14 protein-coding genes and 1 pseudogene are annotated in these 16,418 nt (G+C 39.5%); 3 read left to right on the top strand and 12 right to left on the bottom strand.

Translation table 11 applies throughout. From position 1 onward, the window contains the following. Positions 1-93: 93 nt before the first annotated feature. The 6 genes and pseudogenes from odhB to sdhC all read right to left on the bottom strand — a co-directional run bounded on the left by odhB (position 94) and on the right by sdhC (position 7,733). Entirely contained in the window at positions 94-1,605 is a 1,512-nt protein-coding gene (gene odhB / locus P20480_RS14485) for a 2-oxoglutarate dehydrogenase complex dihydrolipoyllysine-residue succinyltransferase (RefSeq protein ID WP_008127373.1), read from the bottom strand. A gap of 3 nt (positions 1,606-1,608) precedes the next feature. Further along, positions 1,609-4,428 (bottom strand): 2-oxoglutarate dehydrogenase E1 component, encoded by a 2,820-nt coding sequence (gene sucA, locus P20480_RS14490; RefSeq protein ID WP_008127371.1) that lies wholly within the window; start codon positions 4,426-4,428, stop codon positions 1,609-1,611. A gap of 90 nt (positions 4,429-4,518) precedes the next feature. Next, positions 4,519-5,235, bottom strand: coding sequence for a succinate dehydrogenase iron-sulfur subunit (locus P20480_RS14495; protein ID WP_006794722.1), 717 nt, complete (start codon positions 5,233-5,235; stop codon positions 4,519-4,521). 10 nt (positions 5,236-5,245) lie between these two features. Further along, a pseudogene (sdhA, locus tag P20480_RS17660) lies at positions 5,246-7,017 on the bottom strand (succinate dehydrogenase flavoprotein subunit). Beyond that, positions 7,018-7,365 (bottom strand): succinate dehydrogenase, hydrophobic membrane anchor protein, encoded by a 348-nt coding sequence (gene sdhD / locus P20480_RS14500; RefSeq protein WP_006794724.1) that lies wholly within the window; start codon positions 7,363-7,365, stop codon positions 7,018-7,020. Next, positions 7,356-7,733: a succinate dehydrogenase, cytochrome b556 subunit gene (gene sdhC / locus P20480_RS17655; RefSeq protein ID WP_074210168.1), complete on the bottom strand. Its 378-nt coding sequence runs from the start codon at positions 7,731-7,733 to the stop codon at positions 7,356-7,358. The genes sdhD and sdhC overlap by 10 nt, the downstream gene beginning before the upstream one ends. A 421-nt stretch (positions 7,734-8,154) precedes the next feature. Here sdhC and P20480_RS14505 point away from each other — a divergent pair, with 421 nt between their 5' ends. The 3 genes from P20480_RS14505 (at position 8,155) to P20480_RS14515 (ending at position 11,228) form a co-directional block, all read left to right on the top strand. Beyond that, positions 8,155-9,441: a citrate synthase gene (locus P20480_RS14505; RefSeq protein ID WP_008127363.1), complete on the top strand. Its 1,287-nt coding sequence runs from the start codon at positions 8,155-8,157 to the stop codon at positions 9,439-9,441. 110 nt (positions 9,442-9,551) lie between these two features. Continuing rightward, entirely contained in the window at positions 9,552-10,778 is a 1,227-nt protein-coding gene (locus P20480_RS14510; protein ID WP_008127361.1) for a SufS family cysteine desulfurase, read from the top strand. A 33-nt stretch (positions 10,779-10,811) separates the two neighbouring features. Continuing rightward, positions 10,812-11,228: a SufE family protein gene (locus tag P20480_RS14515; RefSeq protein WP_008127359.1), complete on the top strand. Its 417-nt coding sequence runs from the start codon at positions 10,812-10,814 to the stop codon at positions 11,226-11,228. 6 nt (positions 11,229-11,234) lie between these two features. Here P20480_RS14515 and tcdA read toward each other — a convergent pair whose 3' ends face one another. The 6 genes from tcdA to msbA are packed head-to-tail and all read right to left on the bottom strand — an operon-like array spanning position 11,235 to position 16,367. Next, the gene (tcdA, locus tag P20480_RS14520) at positions 11,235-12,032 is read right to left on the bottom strand and encodes a tRNA cyclic N6-threonylcarbamoyladenosine(37) synthase TcdA (RefSeq protein WP_008127357.1); all 798 of its coding nucleotides are present in this window, start codon (positions 12,030-12,032) and stop codon (positions 11,235-11,237) included. Then, positions 12,033-12,701, bottom strand: coding sequence for a TIGR01621 family pseudouridine synthase (locus P20480_RS14525; protein ID WP_008127355.1), 669 nt, complete (start codon positions 12,699-12,701; stop codon positions 12,033-12,035). Between the two features lie 7 nt (positions 12,702-12,708). Next, positions 12,709-13,470 (bottom strand): 3-deoxy-manno-octulosonate cytidylyltransferase, encoded by a 762-nt coding sequence (gene kdsB, locus P20480_RS14530; protein WP_008127352.1) that lies wholly within the window; start codon positions 13,468-13,470, stop codon positions 12,709-12,711. Then, positions 13,458-13,655, bottom strand: a complete 198-nt coding sequence (locus P20480_RS14535) for a Trm112 family protein (RefSeq protein ID WP_006794732.1) — start codon at positions 13,653-13,655, stop codon at positions 13,458-13,460. The genes kdsB and P20480_RS14535 overlap by 13 nt, the downstream gene beginning before the upstream one ends. Then, complete coding sequence (gene lpxK, locus P20480_RS14540) at positions 13,645-14,625, bottom strand: tetraacyldisaccharide 4'-kinase (RefSeq protein ID WP_008127347.1); 981 nt, start codon at positions 14,623-14,625, stop codon at positions 13,645-13,647. Before lpxK ends, P20480_RS14535 begins: the two co-directional genes overlap by 11 nt. A 2-nt stretch (positions 14,626-14,627) precedes the next feature. Then, positions 14,628-16,367: a lipid A export permease/ATP-binding protein MsbA gene (gene msbA / locus P20480_RS14545; RefSeq protein WP_008127345.1), complete on the bottom strand. Its 1,740-nt coding sequence runs from the start codon at positions 16,365-16,367 to the stop codon at positions 14,628-14,630. Positions 16,368-16,418 lie beyond the last annotated feature (51 nt).

The raw sequence follows: 16,418 nt of genomic DNA, 5'->3' as shown, positions 1-16,418 counted from the left end.
TGCCAAGGCTTAACATGAAAACCCCAGTACGACCAAAGGCGCAAAAAAAAAGCTGTGAATTGTGGTTCACAGCTTATATTTCATACTACTTGATTAAACATCCAGTAATAAGCGAGTTGGATCTTCAAGTAACTCTTTAATAGTTACTAAGAAACCAACAGATTCTTTACCATCTATTTGGCGGTGATCGTAAGAAAGTGCCAAATACATCATAGGAAGAATTTCAACTTTACCATTTACTGCCATTGGACGGTCTTGAATTTTGTGCATTCCCAAAATTGAAGACTGTGGCAAGTTAATGATAGGTGTAGATAGTAATGAACCGAATACACCACCATTTGTAATAGTGAAGTTACCACCTGTCATGTCGTCAAGTGTTAGCTTTCCGTCACGGCCTTTAAGTGCTAATTCACGAATGCCTTTTTCAATTTCAGCAACTGATAACTTATCACAGTCTTTAAGAACTGGTGTTACTAGACCACGAGGTGTAGAAACAGCAATGCTGATATCAAAGTAATTGTGGTAGACAATGTCGTCCCCATCAATTGACGCATTTACATCAGGGAAACGTTTAAGTGCTTCAGTAACTGCCTTCACGTAGAAAGACATAAAGCCTAAGCGAATACCGTGACGTTTTTCGAATACTTCTTGGTACTGCTTGCGAAGGTCCATGATTGGCTTCATGTTAACTTCGTTAAACGTAGTTAACATTGCAGTAGAGTTTTTAGCTTCTAGAAGACGGTTAGCAATCGTTTTACGTAAACGTGTCATAGGAACACGCTTTTGAGTACGATCACCCATTGGCGCAACTGGAGCAGCAGCTTCTGCTTTCTTCGCTGATGGTGCCGGTGCTTTCAAGAACGTATCAACGTCTTCTTTAGTTACACGACCATTTTTGCCAGTTCCTTTGATTTTAGAAGCATCTAGTCCTTTTTCAGCAATTAAACGACGAACAGATGGAGTTAATACATCTGAGCTATCAGTTGAATCTGCAGCAGGAGACGCCTCTTCTTTAGCAGCAGGAGCTGCAGGTGCACCACCTGCTTTTACTGAACCGATTACTTGCTCACCAAGAACAGTATCGCCTTCAGCGTTAATGATGTCGCCCATGATACCGTCTTCTTGAGCTACTACTTCAAGAACAACTTTATCTGTTTCGATATCTACCAGGTTTTGATCGCGCGTTACTGCGTCTCCTGGTTGAACATGCCATGTAGCAATTGTTGCGTCTGCAACTGATTCTGGGAGTACAGGTACTTTGATGTCCACTTCTTTACCTTCTGATGCTGGTGCTGATGGCGCCGATGGCGCGTCTTCTGATTTTTCTGCTTCACTTGAAGATGTGCTTTCGCTTGAAGGCGCTGCATCAGCATCGCCAAGTAAACCCATAACTTGGTCACCAAGTACGGTAGCACCCTCTTCTTGAGAGATTTCTGTAATTACACCGTCATGTTGTGCAACTACTTCTAACACTACTTTGTCTGTCTCAATATCTACTAAGTTCTGATCACGAGTTACCTTGTCGCCAACACTTACATGCCATGTAGCAACGGTAGCATCTGCAACCGACTCAGGAAGAACAGGAACTTTAATTTCTGTGCTCATCGCTTATCCTTTATTTTCTATAGTAAGCGCGTCAGCAACGAGCGCTTGTTGTTCTTTAGTATGTACTGACATGTAACCACACGCTGGTGATGCAGATGCTTTACGCCCAGCGTATTTCAACTTAGCACCTTGTGGAATTGCGTCAACAAAATGGTGTTGAGAACAGTACCATGCACCTTGGTTTTGTGGCTCTTCTTGACACCATACAAAATCAGTAACGTGTTGGTAACGTTCCATAATAGTTTTCATTTCGTCATGTGGGAACGGGTATAATTGCTCTACACGAACGATGGCAATATTATTTTGTTCCAGCTTACGACGCTCTTGTAGTAACTCGTAATAAACTTTACCACTACAGAAAACAACGCGTTCAACGTTCTCAGGTTTAATATCATCAACTTCGTCGATCATATTATGGAATACACCGTTTGAAAGTTCTTCAAGTGATGAAACTGCAAGAGGATGACGTAGTAACGATTTAGGCGTCATAACAATCAATGGACGACGTAAAGGTCTTACCGACTGACGTCGTAACATTGCATATACTTGCGCAGGTGTAGACGGAACACAAACTTGCATGTTGTGATCAGCACAAAGCTGTAAAAAACGCTCTAAACGTGCAGAGCTATGCTCTGGGCCTTGGCCTTCATAACCATGTGGTAACAAAATAGTAAGACCACATAAGCGACCCCACTTTTGCTCACCTGAACTCAAAAATTGGTCAAATACAACTTGCGCACCATTTGCAAAGTCACCAAACTGAGCTTCCCAAAGTACAAGAGAAGTTGGTTCGGCAGTCGCATAACCATACTCAAATGCAACTACTGCTTCTTCAGAGAGTACAGAGTCGAAAACTTGGAAAGCGCCTTGATCTTCACTTAAGTGTTGTAAAGGAAGATAAGTCGCACCATCTTTTTGACTGTGAACAACGGCATGTCTATGGAAGAAGGTACCGCGACCAGAATCTTGGCCTGTCATTCTAATGTCAGTGCCTTCGGTTGCGATAGTTGCATAAGCAAGTGTTTCTGCCATTCCCCAATCAAGCGGTTTTTCACCAATGGCCATTAACTTACGATCATCGTAAATCTTTTTAACGCGCGACTGAGCTTTATATTCTTCAGGGTAGCTCGCTACCTTTTCGCCAAGCTCTTTGAGCTTTTCAACCGAAACACTTGCGTCGTAATCAACATCCCAATCGTGGCCCACGTATTTAGCCCAATCTGAAGAATGAGAGGTTTCTGGTTGAATTTCAGATACAACGCAATTACCGTCATCTAACCCATTACGGTATTCATCGGCAAGTGCTTTAATTTCTTGTTCTGAAAAAGAGCCTTCAGCGATTAGTTGATCTGCATAAATAAGGCGAGGAACTGGGTGTTTTTTGATTTTTTGGTACATCAAAGGCTGAGTAGCATTTGGCTCATCAGCTTCATTGTGGCCATGTCGACGATAACAAACTAAGTCAATAACTACGTCACGCTTAAATTTATTTCTAAAATCAAGTGCTATTTGTGTAACAAATGCAACCGCTTCAGGATCATCAGAGTTAACGTGGAAAATTGGTGACTGAACCATTTTGGCGATATCAGTACAGTAATCTGTAGAACGAACATCGTCTTGTTTAGAGGTAGTAAAACCAACTTGGTTGTTAACAACAATTCGAATACTGCCACCACAACTAAACGCATTAGTTTGAGACAAGTTAAACGTTTCTTGTACTACACCTTGACCTGTTACAGCAGAATCACCATGAATTGTGATCGGTAATGCTTTTATTCCCGTAGTGTCACCTAAACGATCTAAACGAGCGCGTACAGAACCCATAACTACAGGGTTAACTATCTCAAGGTGAGAAGGATTAAAAGCAAGTGCCATATGAACGTTGCCGCCTTTAGTGGCAAAGTCCGATGAATAACCCATGTGGTACTTAACATCACCAGAACTTAATGTATCTTTATGCTTGCCAGCGAATTCATCAAAAAGCTCTGATGGATTTTTACCTAAAACGTTCACTAAAACGTTCAAGCGTCCGCGGTGAGCCATACCAATTACGGCTTCTTGTTGGCCACTTTCACCAGCTCGGTGAATTAGCTCTTTAAGCATAGGTACTAATGCATCCCCACCTTCTAGTGAGAACCGTTTTGCACCAGGGAACTTAGCACCCAAATATTTTTCAAGACCATCAGCTGCAGTTAACCCCTTGAGGATACGTAGCTTTTCTTCTTTTTCGAATTTAGGCCTAGATTGAACAGATTCTAAACGTTGTTGTAACCAACGCTTTTCTTCTGTAGATGTGATGTGCATATACTCTGCACCGATAGAACCACAATATGTAGTTTTAAGTGCTTGGTATAATTCACCTAAAGGCATAGAGTCTGAACCAACTGCAAAAGACCCTACATTAAACTCTCGCTCAAAATCAGCTTCTGACAAGTCGTGGTAATCTAGCTCTAAATCTCGAACACGCTCTCGTTCCCAAATACCTAATGGATCTAGGTTTGCATTTTGGTGTCCACGAAAACGGAAAGCATTAATAAGTTGCAGGACTTTAACCTGTTTAAGGTCACCGCCGCTACCCTCTGCTACCACTACTTCTCTATGCTTGTTTTTTGCAAGCTGTGCAAACTGTGCACGAACTTCTGAATGCTTAACTTCAACATCCACACCATTAACTTTTGGTAATTGTTCGAACACTTCTCGCCATTCATCTGGCACAGAAGTCGCATCATCTAAATACGCTTCATAAAGCTCTTCTACATAAGCAACGTTACCGCCGTTTAAATGTGAAGATTCTAACCATGCCTTCATCACACCTTCGTGCATTTATAAGCCCTTTTCTTTAGCGCAGAAATTAATAGTTATAATAACAAGATGGCTAGCAATGAAAACTAGCCATCTTACGTTTCTATGTAGTTAAACCGAACGGTTTAATAACATAGATTTGATTTGCCCAATCGCTTTGGTCGGATTAAGACCTTTAGGACAAACGCTAACACAGTTCATGATACTGTGACAACGGAACACACTGAACGCATCGTCTAGGTCTGCTAAACGCTCTTCTGTTGCTGTATCTCGGCTATCAGCTAAGAAACGGTAAGCATGAAGAAGGCCTGCTGGACCAATGAACTTGTCTGGATTCCACCAGAACGAAGGACACGATGTTGAACAACATGCACATAAAATACACTCATATAAGCCATCTAATTTATCACGTTCTTCAATAGACTGAAGACGTTCACCTGCAGCAGGTGTGTCATTAATTAGATAAGGTTTAACTTTTTCGTATTGAGTGTAGAACTGACTCATGTCAATAACAAGGTCACGTACCACAGGTAATCCTGGAAGAGGACGAACTACTATTGTACCTTTACCGTTATTTTGTAACGTGGATAAAGGAGTAATACATGCTAAACCATTCTTACCATTCATGTTAACACCGTCAGAACCACACACGCCTTCACGGCATGAACGACGGAATGAAAGTGAAGGATCTTGCTCTTTTAATAATAAAAGTGCATCCAGAACCATCATGTCGTGACCATCGTCAATTTGCAAGGTGTAATCTTGCATACGGGGTGCGTTGTCAACATCTGGATTGTAACGATAAACTGAAAATTGTACTTGTGCCATCGTCTCGCTCCTAGTATGTACGTGCTTTAGGTGGAAATGCTTCACGCGTCTTAGGCGCGTAGTTTACGTCACGCTTACTCATTTCATCCGTAACAGGATTGTATACTGAGTGACATAACCAATTCGTGTCATCACGATCTGGGAAGTCAAAACGAGAGTGTGCACCACGGCTTTCTGTTCGGAAGTTTGCAGCTACTGCTGTTGAGTAAGCTGTTTCCATTAAGTTATCAAGTTCAAGACATTCGATACGCTGCGTGTTGAAGTCTGACGATTTATCGTCAAGACGAGCATGTTGTAAACGCTCGCGAATTTCTTTAAGTTCTTGAAGACCAGTCGCCATTGAATCACCTTCACGGAATACCGAGAAGTTAAGCTGCATACATTGTTGAAGATCTTTCTTAATTTGAACAGGATCTTCACCTTGACCAGCTGCTGAGTTTTCCCAACGATTAAAACGTGCAAGAGACGCTTCTAAGTCTGATTCAGAGGCAGCTTTTGATACTTCAACATCTCTGAGGTATGTACCTAAGAAATTACCTGCGGCACGACCAAATACTACTAAATCTAGCAATGAGTTACCACCAAGACGGTTTGCACCGTGCACAGATACACATGCAATCTCGCCTACAGCAAATAAACCTTCAACTACTTTCTCATCGCCTTGAGCATTGATTTGAAGCACTTGACCATTTACGTTAGTAGGTACACCACCCATCATGTAATGACATGTTGGTATAACTGGAATTGGTTCTTTAGCTGGGTCTACGTGAGCAAATGTTTTTGCGAGATCACATACACCAGGAAGACGTAAATTAAGTGTCTCTTCACCTAAGTGGTCAAGCTTAAGCTTGATATGAGGACCCCAAGGACCATCACAACCACGACCTTCACGAATTTCTGTCATCATAGAACGTGCAACAACATCTCGAGAAGCTAAGTCTTTTGCGTTAGGTGCATAACGTTCCATGAAACGCTCGCCATCTTTATTTAAAAGATAACCACCTTCACCACGACAACCTTCAGTTACAAGCGTACCTGCTCCTGCAATACCAGTCGGGTGGAACTGCCACATTTCCATGTCTTGCATAGAAATACCAGCACGTGTAGCCATACCAACACCGTCACCAGTGTTAATGTGAGCATTTGTGGTTGAAGCGTATATACGACCTGCACCACCAGTAGCTAGTACAACCGCCTTTGATTTGAAGTAAGTGATTTCACCTGTTTCAATCTCAATTGCAGTACAACCAACTACATCGCCGTTATCATTTTTAACTAAATCAAGTGCATACCACTCAGAGAATACATTTGTTTTATTTTAACGTTTTGTTGATAAAGAAGATGTAATAAAGCATGGCCAGTACGGTCAGCTGCTGCTGCAGTACGTGCTGCTTGTTCGCCACCAAAATTCTTTGATTGACCACCAAAAGGACGCTGGTATACACGGCCATTTTCAAAACGTGAAAATGGTAAACCCATGTTTTCTAATTCAGTAATTGCTTCTGGGCCAGTTTGACACATATACTCGATAGCGTCTTGGTCACCGATAAAATCGGAACCTTTAACGGTATCGTACATATGCCATTCCCAGTTATCTTCGTGTGAATTACCAAGCGCAACTGTAATACCACCTTGAGCGGATACAGTATGTGAGCGCGTTGGAAATACTTTCGATATTAGTGCACACGTTTTGCCAGATTCAGTAATAGCCAAGGCAGCGCGCATACCTGCACCACCTGCACCGATTACTACGGCGTCAAATTCACGAACAGAATATTTCACTTAAACACCCCATAATACAATTAGACCAATAGCTACGTAAGCAACGGCCATTAGGTTTAGAACAAACCCTAAAAATGCGCGTAACTTTGAGTTTTTAACATAGTCTGTTAAAACCTGCCAAAGGCCAATGCGGGTATGAACCATAATGCATACTAGGGTTACTAACGTAAACCCTTTCATAGCTAGGTTAGAGAAGAGGCCTGTCCAGGCTTCGAAAGTGACTTCTGGCGTCGCTAAAAAATAGCCGATAATAAAAATAGCATATGCGCTAATTATTAATGCCGTGGTACGTAAAGATACGTAATCTTGTACACCATCACGTTTAAGAGTTGCTTGATTTAAGACCATATCCACACTCCCGCTAATACAGCGAATACAACGCCAAGAGCCATTGCAATTTTAGCGCTTAGGTTACCTGATTCAAGTTCTTCCCAGTGTCCCATATCCATTACCATGTGACGGATACCACCAATAAGGTGATAGCCTAGTACTGAAATGGTGCCCCAAGCTATAAATTTGGCAATGAATCCGTTAAACAGACCCTTGACGAATTCAAAACTTTCAGCTGACGAGAGAGACTCAGACCAAGCCCAAATGACAAACGTTAAAGCAAAAAATAATGCAACACCGGTGACGCGGTGAAAAATTGATGCTTTAGCCGTTGCCGGCATAGATATAGTTGTTAGATCTAGATTTACAGGTCTTTGCTTTTTCACAGTTACTTGCCCATCTTGCTCACATTGGAGCTCATCTACTTGCTTTTCTAAAAACCCACCAAATGTTTCTGGTGGAACTATCAAGATAAACGAATTAAAACATTAAAAGTTCACAATAATGTAAATTTTTTGAATGTAAAAATATCTTTACCCAAATACAATACGGTTTAAAACCTCCGTTAGTATATATACCCACAAGGCTTTTTACAATTCTTGTTTATTTAGAGATGTTTGCGAATTAGCCAATAGTATAATACATATATGATACAGAATATTTATTATACAAATGTGCATAATGTTTATAAAAATTGACTTTAACCCCCTCTTTCACGTTAAAATGCGTAGATGTGCTTAAAACAGATTTCAGAACTTTAAAAATCTAAAAATACAGAATAGATATCTTAATAGGAGATACATAGCGATGGCAGATAAAAAAGCCACAGTTCATATTGATGGACTTGATCCAATCGAACTTCCAATTTATCAAGGCACTGCTGGCCAAGATGTAATCGACGTACGTACGTTAGGTTCACATGGCCACTTTACCTATGACCCAGGTTTCATGTCGACTGGTTCTTGTGAATCTGCAATCACCTACATTGATGGTGGTAAAGGTGTTTTACTTCACCGCGGTTACCCAATTGAGCAACTTGCTGAAGAATCAGACTATATTGAACTTTGCTACTTACTTCTTAACGGTGAGTTGCCATCGAAAGAGCAATACGATGCATTTGCAGAGAAAATCACTCGCAGCACAATGCTAGATCAAAAAATTGCAAATTTCTTCCAAGGTTTCCGCTTTGATGCACATCCAATGGCAATGCTTTGTGGTGTTGTGGGTGCTCTATCTTCTTTTTATCATGAAGATTTAGATATTACTGATGCTGAACAACGCAAAACAAGTGCTATTAGATTAGTTGCTAAATTACCTACAATTGCTGCAATGGCTTATAAAACAAACATTGGCCAGCCTTTTGTTTACCCACGAAATGACCTAAGCTATGCAGAAAACTTCTTACATATGATGTTCTCTGTTCCAGCCGAAGAGTACAAAGTAAACCCGATTACTGCTAAAGCAATGGACAAAATATTCATGCTTCACGCAGACCACGAACAAAATGCTTCTACATCTACAGTTCGCCTTGCTGGTTCTTCGGGCGCGAACCCATATGCGTGTATTTCAGCTGGTATCGCTTCATTATGGGGCCCTGCTCACGGCGGTGCTAATGAAGCATGTTTAAACATGTTAGAAGAAATTGGCTCAGTTGATCGTATCGATGAATACGTAGCCAAAGCAAAAGATAAGTCAGACCCGTTCCGTCTAATGGGCTTTGGACACCGTGTTTACAAGAACTTTGACCCACGAGCAACAGTAATGCGTCAAACGTGTCACGAAGTATTAGAAGAGCTAAACATTCAAGATCCTCTTCTTGATATTGCAATGAAGCTTGAGCAAATTGCCCTTGAAGACCCATACTTTGTTGAGAAGAAACTATACCCTAACGTAGATTTCTACTCAGGTATTATCTTAAAAGCAATTGGTATTCCAACAAGCATGTTCACTGTAATTTTTGCAATGGCACGTACTGTTGGTTGGATCACTCACTGGGATGAAATGCTTTCTCAGCCTGGTCATAAGATCAGCCGTCCTCGTCAAATGTATACTGGTTACACTGCCCGTGACTATGTATCTGCCGACAAGCGCTAATATTATTTAGCTATAAAAGGCCGCTTTTGCGGCCTTTTTTGTGTTCAATACTTGAGAATTATTATAAACCCATTACAATTTGCGCCTCAAAATGACCATGTTGAAGAGCTATGCCTGCTTTAGAATTTAATATTAATAAAATTAGAAGTGACTTTCCTACTTTAAAGCAGCAGATAAATGCTAACCCACTTGTTTATTTAGACTCTGCAGCAACCACTCAAAAACCCCAATCAGTCATAGACGCTATAAACGAATTTTATACCAGCCAAAATGCAAATGTACATCGCGGCCGTCACACATTGAGCGAGCGTGCAACAAGCTTATACGAGCAAGCTCGTGACAAAACAGCCAAGTATTTTAATGTATCAAGTAAAGAAATTGTTTGGACTAAGGGTGCTACAGAGGCAATAAATTTAGTAAGTAATGGTTTACGAAGCCGATTTAACCAAAACGATACTATTATTATCTCAGTATTAGAACATCATGCTAACATTGTGCCTTGGCAAGTACTTAGTGAGCAAACAGGCGCAAAATTATTAGCACTACCAGTTAATGATGATGGAACATTAAATATTAAACAATGCTGTGATTTTATAAAGCAGTCAAAACCTAGTATGTTTGCAATTACACAAGCATCTAACATGCTTGGTAATATCACAAATTTAAAGCCCCTTATTACTGCTGCAAAAGAAGTAAATTCACTCGTTTTAATAGATGGCGCTCAAGGCGCAATGCATTTAAAGCCTGATTTACATAACTTAAACTGTGATTTTTACGTGTGCTCAAGCCACAAGATGCTTGGCCCCACAGGTTTAGGTGTACTTTATGGCAAATATCAAGAACTTAATTCTTTAGATGTGTATCAAACTGGCGGGGAAATGATAGAAAAGGTGTACCTTACGCATAGTACTTATCGCCCTGCACCTGCAAAATTTGAAACAGGTACTCCTAATATTTCTGGCGTATTAGGTTTTTCTGCGGCTTTGGATTATTTAAACGCCTTACAAAACGAACAATTACAAAAGTATGAGCAAAAACTATTTAATTATGCGGCTGAAAAACTGGTAACCATTCAAGGTATTACAATTTATAGCAATCTATCTGACAATATTGGCACGCTAAGTTTTAATTTTAAAGATGAGCATCCTTACGATTTGGCAACATTACTTGACGGTTATGGCGTTGCAGTCAGAGCAGGCCATCATTGTACGCAACCGCTTATGACTCATTTAGGAATAAATGGCACCTTAAGAGCCAGCTTTTGTTTTTACAATACCCATGAAGATGTTGACATATTCATCAACTCACTCAAAGAATGTATCGCCTTATTAGATTAAACGTCGTTTTTATATATTTTATTAGGATAACTCATGACAAATACGTTTAAAAAAACCACTGAGTCAATTGAAAAAGCGTCTTCTTGGCAGCAAAAGTATCGTGAAATAATGCTTTTAGGCAAAACTTTACCCGCTTTACCTGATGCTTTAAAAACAGAAGGTTCACTAGTTCCCGGCTGTGAAAGCAAGGTATGGATGTTCGTTGAATTTGATTTAAAAGAAAATACGTTAGTAGTCATTGGTGATTCAGATACACGTATCGTAAAAGGGTTGCTAGCAATTATTTTATCTTTATATAACGGAGTGACACCAGAGCAAGTAGTGAAAATAGATGCATATGAGGAATTTGATAAGCTAGGTCTTATTAGCCACTTAAGTACATCACGTGGTAACGGAATTAAAGCCATGGTTGATAGAATCCAAACCATGGCACAACAAAAAATAAGCTAAATAGTGCTAAACCTGCAAACGCTGCTTTCTATCTAGGTATTTGCGAATAGCTCTGGCTGCTACAAAAAAGCCGAAACTTCCTGTAATCATCGTTGCAGAGCCAAAACCATTATTACAATCCATATTCATGCTGCCATCTGCACTTTGCTTTGCATGGCAAACACTACCATCACTCCCTGGATAAACTAATTGCTCTGTTGAGTAAACGCAATCAACATTAAATTTTCGTTTGGGGTTATTACTAAAGTTATACTGTTTACGTAATATGTAACGCACCTTTGCAAGTAAAGGATCTTGCGTTGTTTTAGCTACATCACCAAATGTAATTTGACCGGGGTCGGTTTGACCACCAGCACCACCAGTGGTAATTATAGGCATTTTATTTCGCTTGCAATGGGCAATGAGTGCTGCTTTTTCTTTAACCGCATCAATGCAATCGATCACATAGTCAAAGCCGTGAATGTGCTCTTTAATGTTTTCGAGTGTTATAAAGTCATCAATGACATCAATGTTGCATTCTGGATTTATAAGTTCACAACGCGCTTTCATTGCGTCGACTTTAGCATGACCAATCGTTCCAGATAAGGCATGGATTTGACGGTTTACATTGGTCGCACAAATATCATCAAGATCTATGAGCGTTATTCTACCTAAACCGGTGCGCGCAAGCGCCTCAGCTGCCCAACTCCCCACTCCACCAATGCCAACAACACAAAAGTGAGCCTCTTGAAGCCAATCAAATTGCTGATGACCATATAAACGTTTAATGCCACCAAAGCGGATGTCAGTTATTTTTTCACTCATTTACCAGTCCAGTTCCCATGGCGAACGCCATGCTTGAAAATTATCATGTTGTAACAAGGTTAAAAACGCATCACCGTTACTAGGTAAAAGCGTAAATTGTAAATTCTCACCCTGCCAAGTAAAGCTCAATGCATAAGCATGCAAATATGTTCTATCTGAAGCCGTGCCTGAGTAAGCAATATCACCCAATATTGGGGATCCTATACTTTTTAAGGCAACTCTTAGCTGGTGTGTTTTACCCGAGAAAGGTTTTAAAATAAACGCTCTAAAACTCGCTTTAAAACTAATTGAATAAAAACGGGTAATTGCAGGATTTAAATTAGATGCCAAAAGCTTATAGGTACCACGGCGCGACTTGGCCATGTCTCCTTTAACCCAACCTTGCTTTTTTTTAGGTTTAGAGTCTGTAATAGCAAGATAAAATTTATCAATAGAATGTTGTGCAAAAAGCTCCGTAAACGTTGCTGCAGCGCTTTTATTTCTTGCTAAAATAATTAGACCCGAAGTTACTTTATCTAGTCTATGAACTGCGTAAAGTTTCTCATTAAATTGTCGCTCAGCTAGCACAACAAAGCCAGGTCCATCTTCTGAATGAAAGCTGAGTTCTGCTGGTTTTTCGACAACATAAAAATCAGAATGCTCATATACCACGTTTAATATTAAGTTCATTCAAAGGTCACGCGTTTTTATTTTGTAAAAACGCAATTACTTTTGCTAAATCTTCAGCGGTATCAACACCTGCATGCGGAGCTACTTTTGCCTGCTCTATTTTAATACTATAACCGTGATATAAAACACGCAGCTGCTCTAATGACTCTAATAACTCCAAAGGTGAAACACTAAGTGCAATATATTGATTAATAAACCCTGCTCTGTAAGCGTAAATACCCACGTGGCGTTGAAATGATGAAAGCTCTAAATCTCTTTTTTCTTCTAACATCGCATGTCGATCAAACGGAATACTTGCACGCGAAAAATACAACGCGTTTTTATTTATATCGCTAACAACCTTGACTGCATTAGGATTAAATATGTCGTCTTTATGTTCAATGGCAACGCTTAATGTAGCCATGGGTGCTGATGATTCATTTAACAACTTAGCTACTTGTAAAACGTTATCGGGAGCTAGTAATGGTTCATCACCTTGAACATTTACAACTATGGTATTGCTATCTAAATTTAATAAAGCAACTACCTCCGCTAAGCGCTCGGTGCCTGACTGGTGATCTTCACGCGTCATCACAACATCATTAGTAAACTTACTAACCTCATCAAATACTTTTTGATGATCGGTTGCAATTATCACTTGGCTTGCACCTGATAAACATGCTTTCTCATAAACATGTTGAATCATAGGTTTACCACAAATATCTGCTAGCGGTTTTCCTGGTAATCTTGTTGAAGCATAGCGCGCAGGTATAACGACTACGAATTCCACTTTTCAACCTCTTCTAACGATAACTCTCTTGCTTCATTTTCAAGTAATACCGGAATATCATCTTTAACAGGGTATGCGAGTTTTGCAGCAGTACTAATTAGTTCACTGTTGTCTTTATCAAAACGTAATTTTCCTTTACATACAGGGCATGCAATTATGTCGAGTAATTTAGTATCAAAGGCCATTTAGGATCCCTTTTTCTTTTAATATTAAAGTTAATTTATTTATTACAGCCTGTGTTGGCCTTGCATTTACTGGTAAATAATACCAATTATCTTTGGCAAACTCGCTGCATTTTACGGCGTCTTTTTCGGTCATTAGAATATTGTCGTTACCAAATCGGGTAAAATCTTCGGCTGTGTATGGATGATGATCCCTAAAATGATTTGAAGATAATAAAGTTATCCCCTGTTTTTTTAAGGTATTTTCAAAACGCTTAGGATTACCTATTGCGCTTACTGCATGGCCATTTTTAATCGATTCACTAATAGGAAAAGAACTTTTTACTGACCTGAGCGCTGCAGGCTCTAATGTGTAGTTATTACTATTCTGCCCTCCGTTTTCAACAATCAAATCAACCGACTTCAAACGTGCAGGTGTTTCTCGTAATGGCCCTGCAGGCATTAGCAACCCATTTCCAAATTGGCGTTCACTATCGACGATACAGCATTCAATAGTGCGTGCCATTTTGTAATGCTGCATACCATCGTCAGAGATAATGATATCTAAATTATAATCAAGGGCTAGTAACTCAATATTGCGTTGTCGGTTTGGCCCTATCGCAATTGGGCATTTTAGACGATGAAACAGAAGTTTAGGCTCATCACCCGCCTCAGCAGCTGGCGTATTATCTTTAACAATTAAAGGATAATTACTCGCCTTACCACCATAACCTCGGCTAATGATTCCAACTGACAACCCTTGTTTTGTTAAAAAGTCATAAAGCCATAATACAAATGGTGTTTTACCATTTCCACCCACACTAATGTTACCAACAACAATAATAGGTATGTCGCTTTTAAATTGCTTAAATATTCCAAAACGATACATCTGCTTTCTGGTAATCGAAATTAGCCAAAATAAAGCTGACAATGGCAAAAAAAGTAATGTAATAAGTCCAACTGGTTCATACCAGCTTTTTTCGATTTTATTCACGGTTACTCGCCAAACTGCATTTTACACAACGCTGAATAAGTTCCATCGTTTGAAAGTAAGCTGGTGTGATCGCCACTTTCAATAACACGGCCATTATCGATAACGTAAATTTTATCGCTATTTTCAATTGTAGATAATCGATGTGCAATGACAATTGATGTTTTATCTTTCATTAAGTCATCAAGCGCATGTTGAATCAGTTTTTCAGACTCTGTATCTAATGCAGATGTTGCCTCATCTAATATTAAAATAGGGGCATCTTTTAAAATAGCTCTGGCTATAGCAATGCGTTGACGTTGACCACCAGAGAGCATCACTCCGTTTTCACCTACCATGGTATTTAGCTTTTCAGGTAAGTCTTTTACAAACTCCCACACGTGGGCCTGCTTTGCTACCTGCAATAACTCATCATCTGTAATATCTCGCTGAACTCCATAACATATATTGTTAGCTATAGTGTCGTTAAATAGCACAACCTGTTGCGATACTAGCGCAAATTGGCGTCGCAGATCTGTAAGCTTATAATCATTTAAAGGAATACCATCTAACAGTATTTGACTTGGTAAGTCTAAATCATAGTAACGTGGTAATAAATTAGAAATTGTTGATTTACCTGAACCCGACCGCCCAACTAACGCAATACTTTCGCCGGCTTGAATTGTAAGCGTTAAGTTATTTAATACAGGTTCATCTTTTGTGGGATATTTGAAAGTCACATTTTTGACCTCAATTAAACCTTTGACTTTTGTTACAGATACTGTGCCTGTATCTTTTTCTATATTTTCGTCAAGTATTAAAAATATACTTTGCGCTGCAGAAATACCACGCTGCATATCACTATTAACGTTAGCTAGCTGCTTTAGCGGACGTAGTAACATCATCATCGATGAAATAAGCACAACAAAGTCGCCTGAGCTAATGCTGTCTATCATTGAGGGCATTGATACCACCCACAAAATAACGGCCATAGCACTCGCTGCAAGTATTTGAATAACTGAAACACTTAATGCCTTTGTGGCATCCATTTTTATACGTTGTTGTCGGTTATGATTATTAATTTTAGAAAATTGATTAATTTCTCTCTCTTGACCGCCAAAACCATGAATCACTTTATGGCCACTGAGCATTTGCTCTGAGCTTCTTGTTACTTGGCCCATAGCAGATTGTATATTTTTAGAAATATGACGAAAACGCTTAGATACTATTGCAACGATCAGCGCAACTAAAGGAATAATAACTAAAAATATCAGAGATAATTGCCAGCTTGTATAAAACATTACACCAAGCAGAAAGACAACAAATGCCCCTTCTCGCACTACAATCAGTAATGCTTTGGTTATTGCTTGTTGAACTTGTTCTGTATCAAACGTGATTTTAGAAATTAGGTCACCTGTTGAGTTTTTATCGTGAAATGAAACAGGTAGATGTAAAATATGTTCAAATAATTCCTGACGGAGTGAACGAACAACTTGCGAGCCTACATAGCTTAGGCAATAAGATGACATAAAATTAAAAACACCGCGACCTATAACCAAAGCTATTACTACAAAAGGAGCGTATTTTAATACTTCGTTATTTCGTTGATTTAAACCTTCATCAATAAAAGGCTTCATTAATTGAATAAATAAAGCATCCATACCGGAATAGCCAATCATGCCGACAATAGCAACGATTGCAACGCTTTTGTAAGCACCTACGTAGGAAATTAAACGCTTGTAAATTTGTGTAGTACTTTGATCCATAATACTCTCTTTATTCAATTACAGACCCTATTGTATCCTTGCTAGAACTAA

The sequence above is a fragment of the Pseudoalteromonas sp. BSi20480 genome (genome assembly GCF_000241365.1).
GTDB lineage: Bacteria > Pseudomonadota > Gammaproteobacteria > Enterobacterales > Alteromonadaceae > Pseudoalteromonas > Pseudoalteromonas marina.
This window is presented reverse-complemented; position numbering and strand designations above follow the sequence as displayed.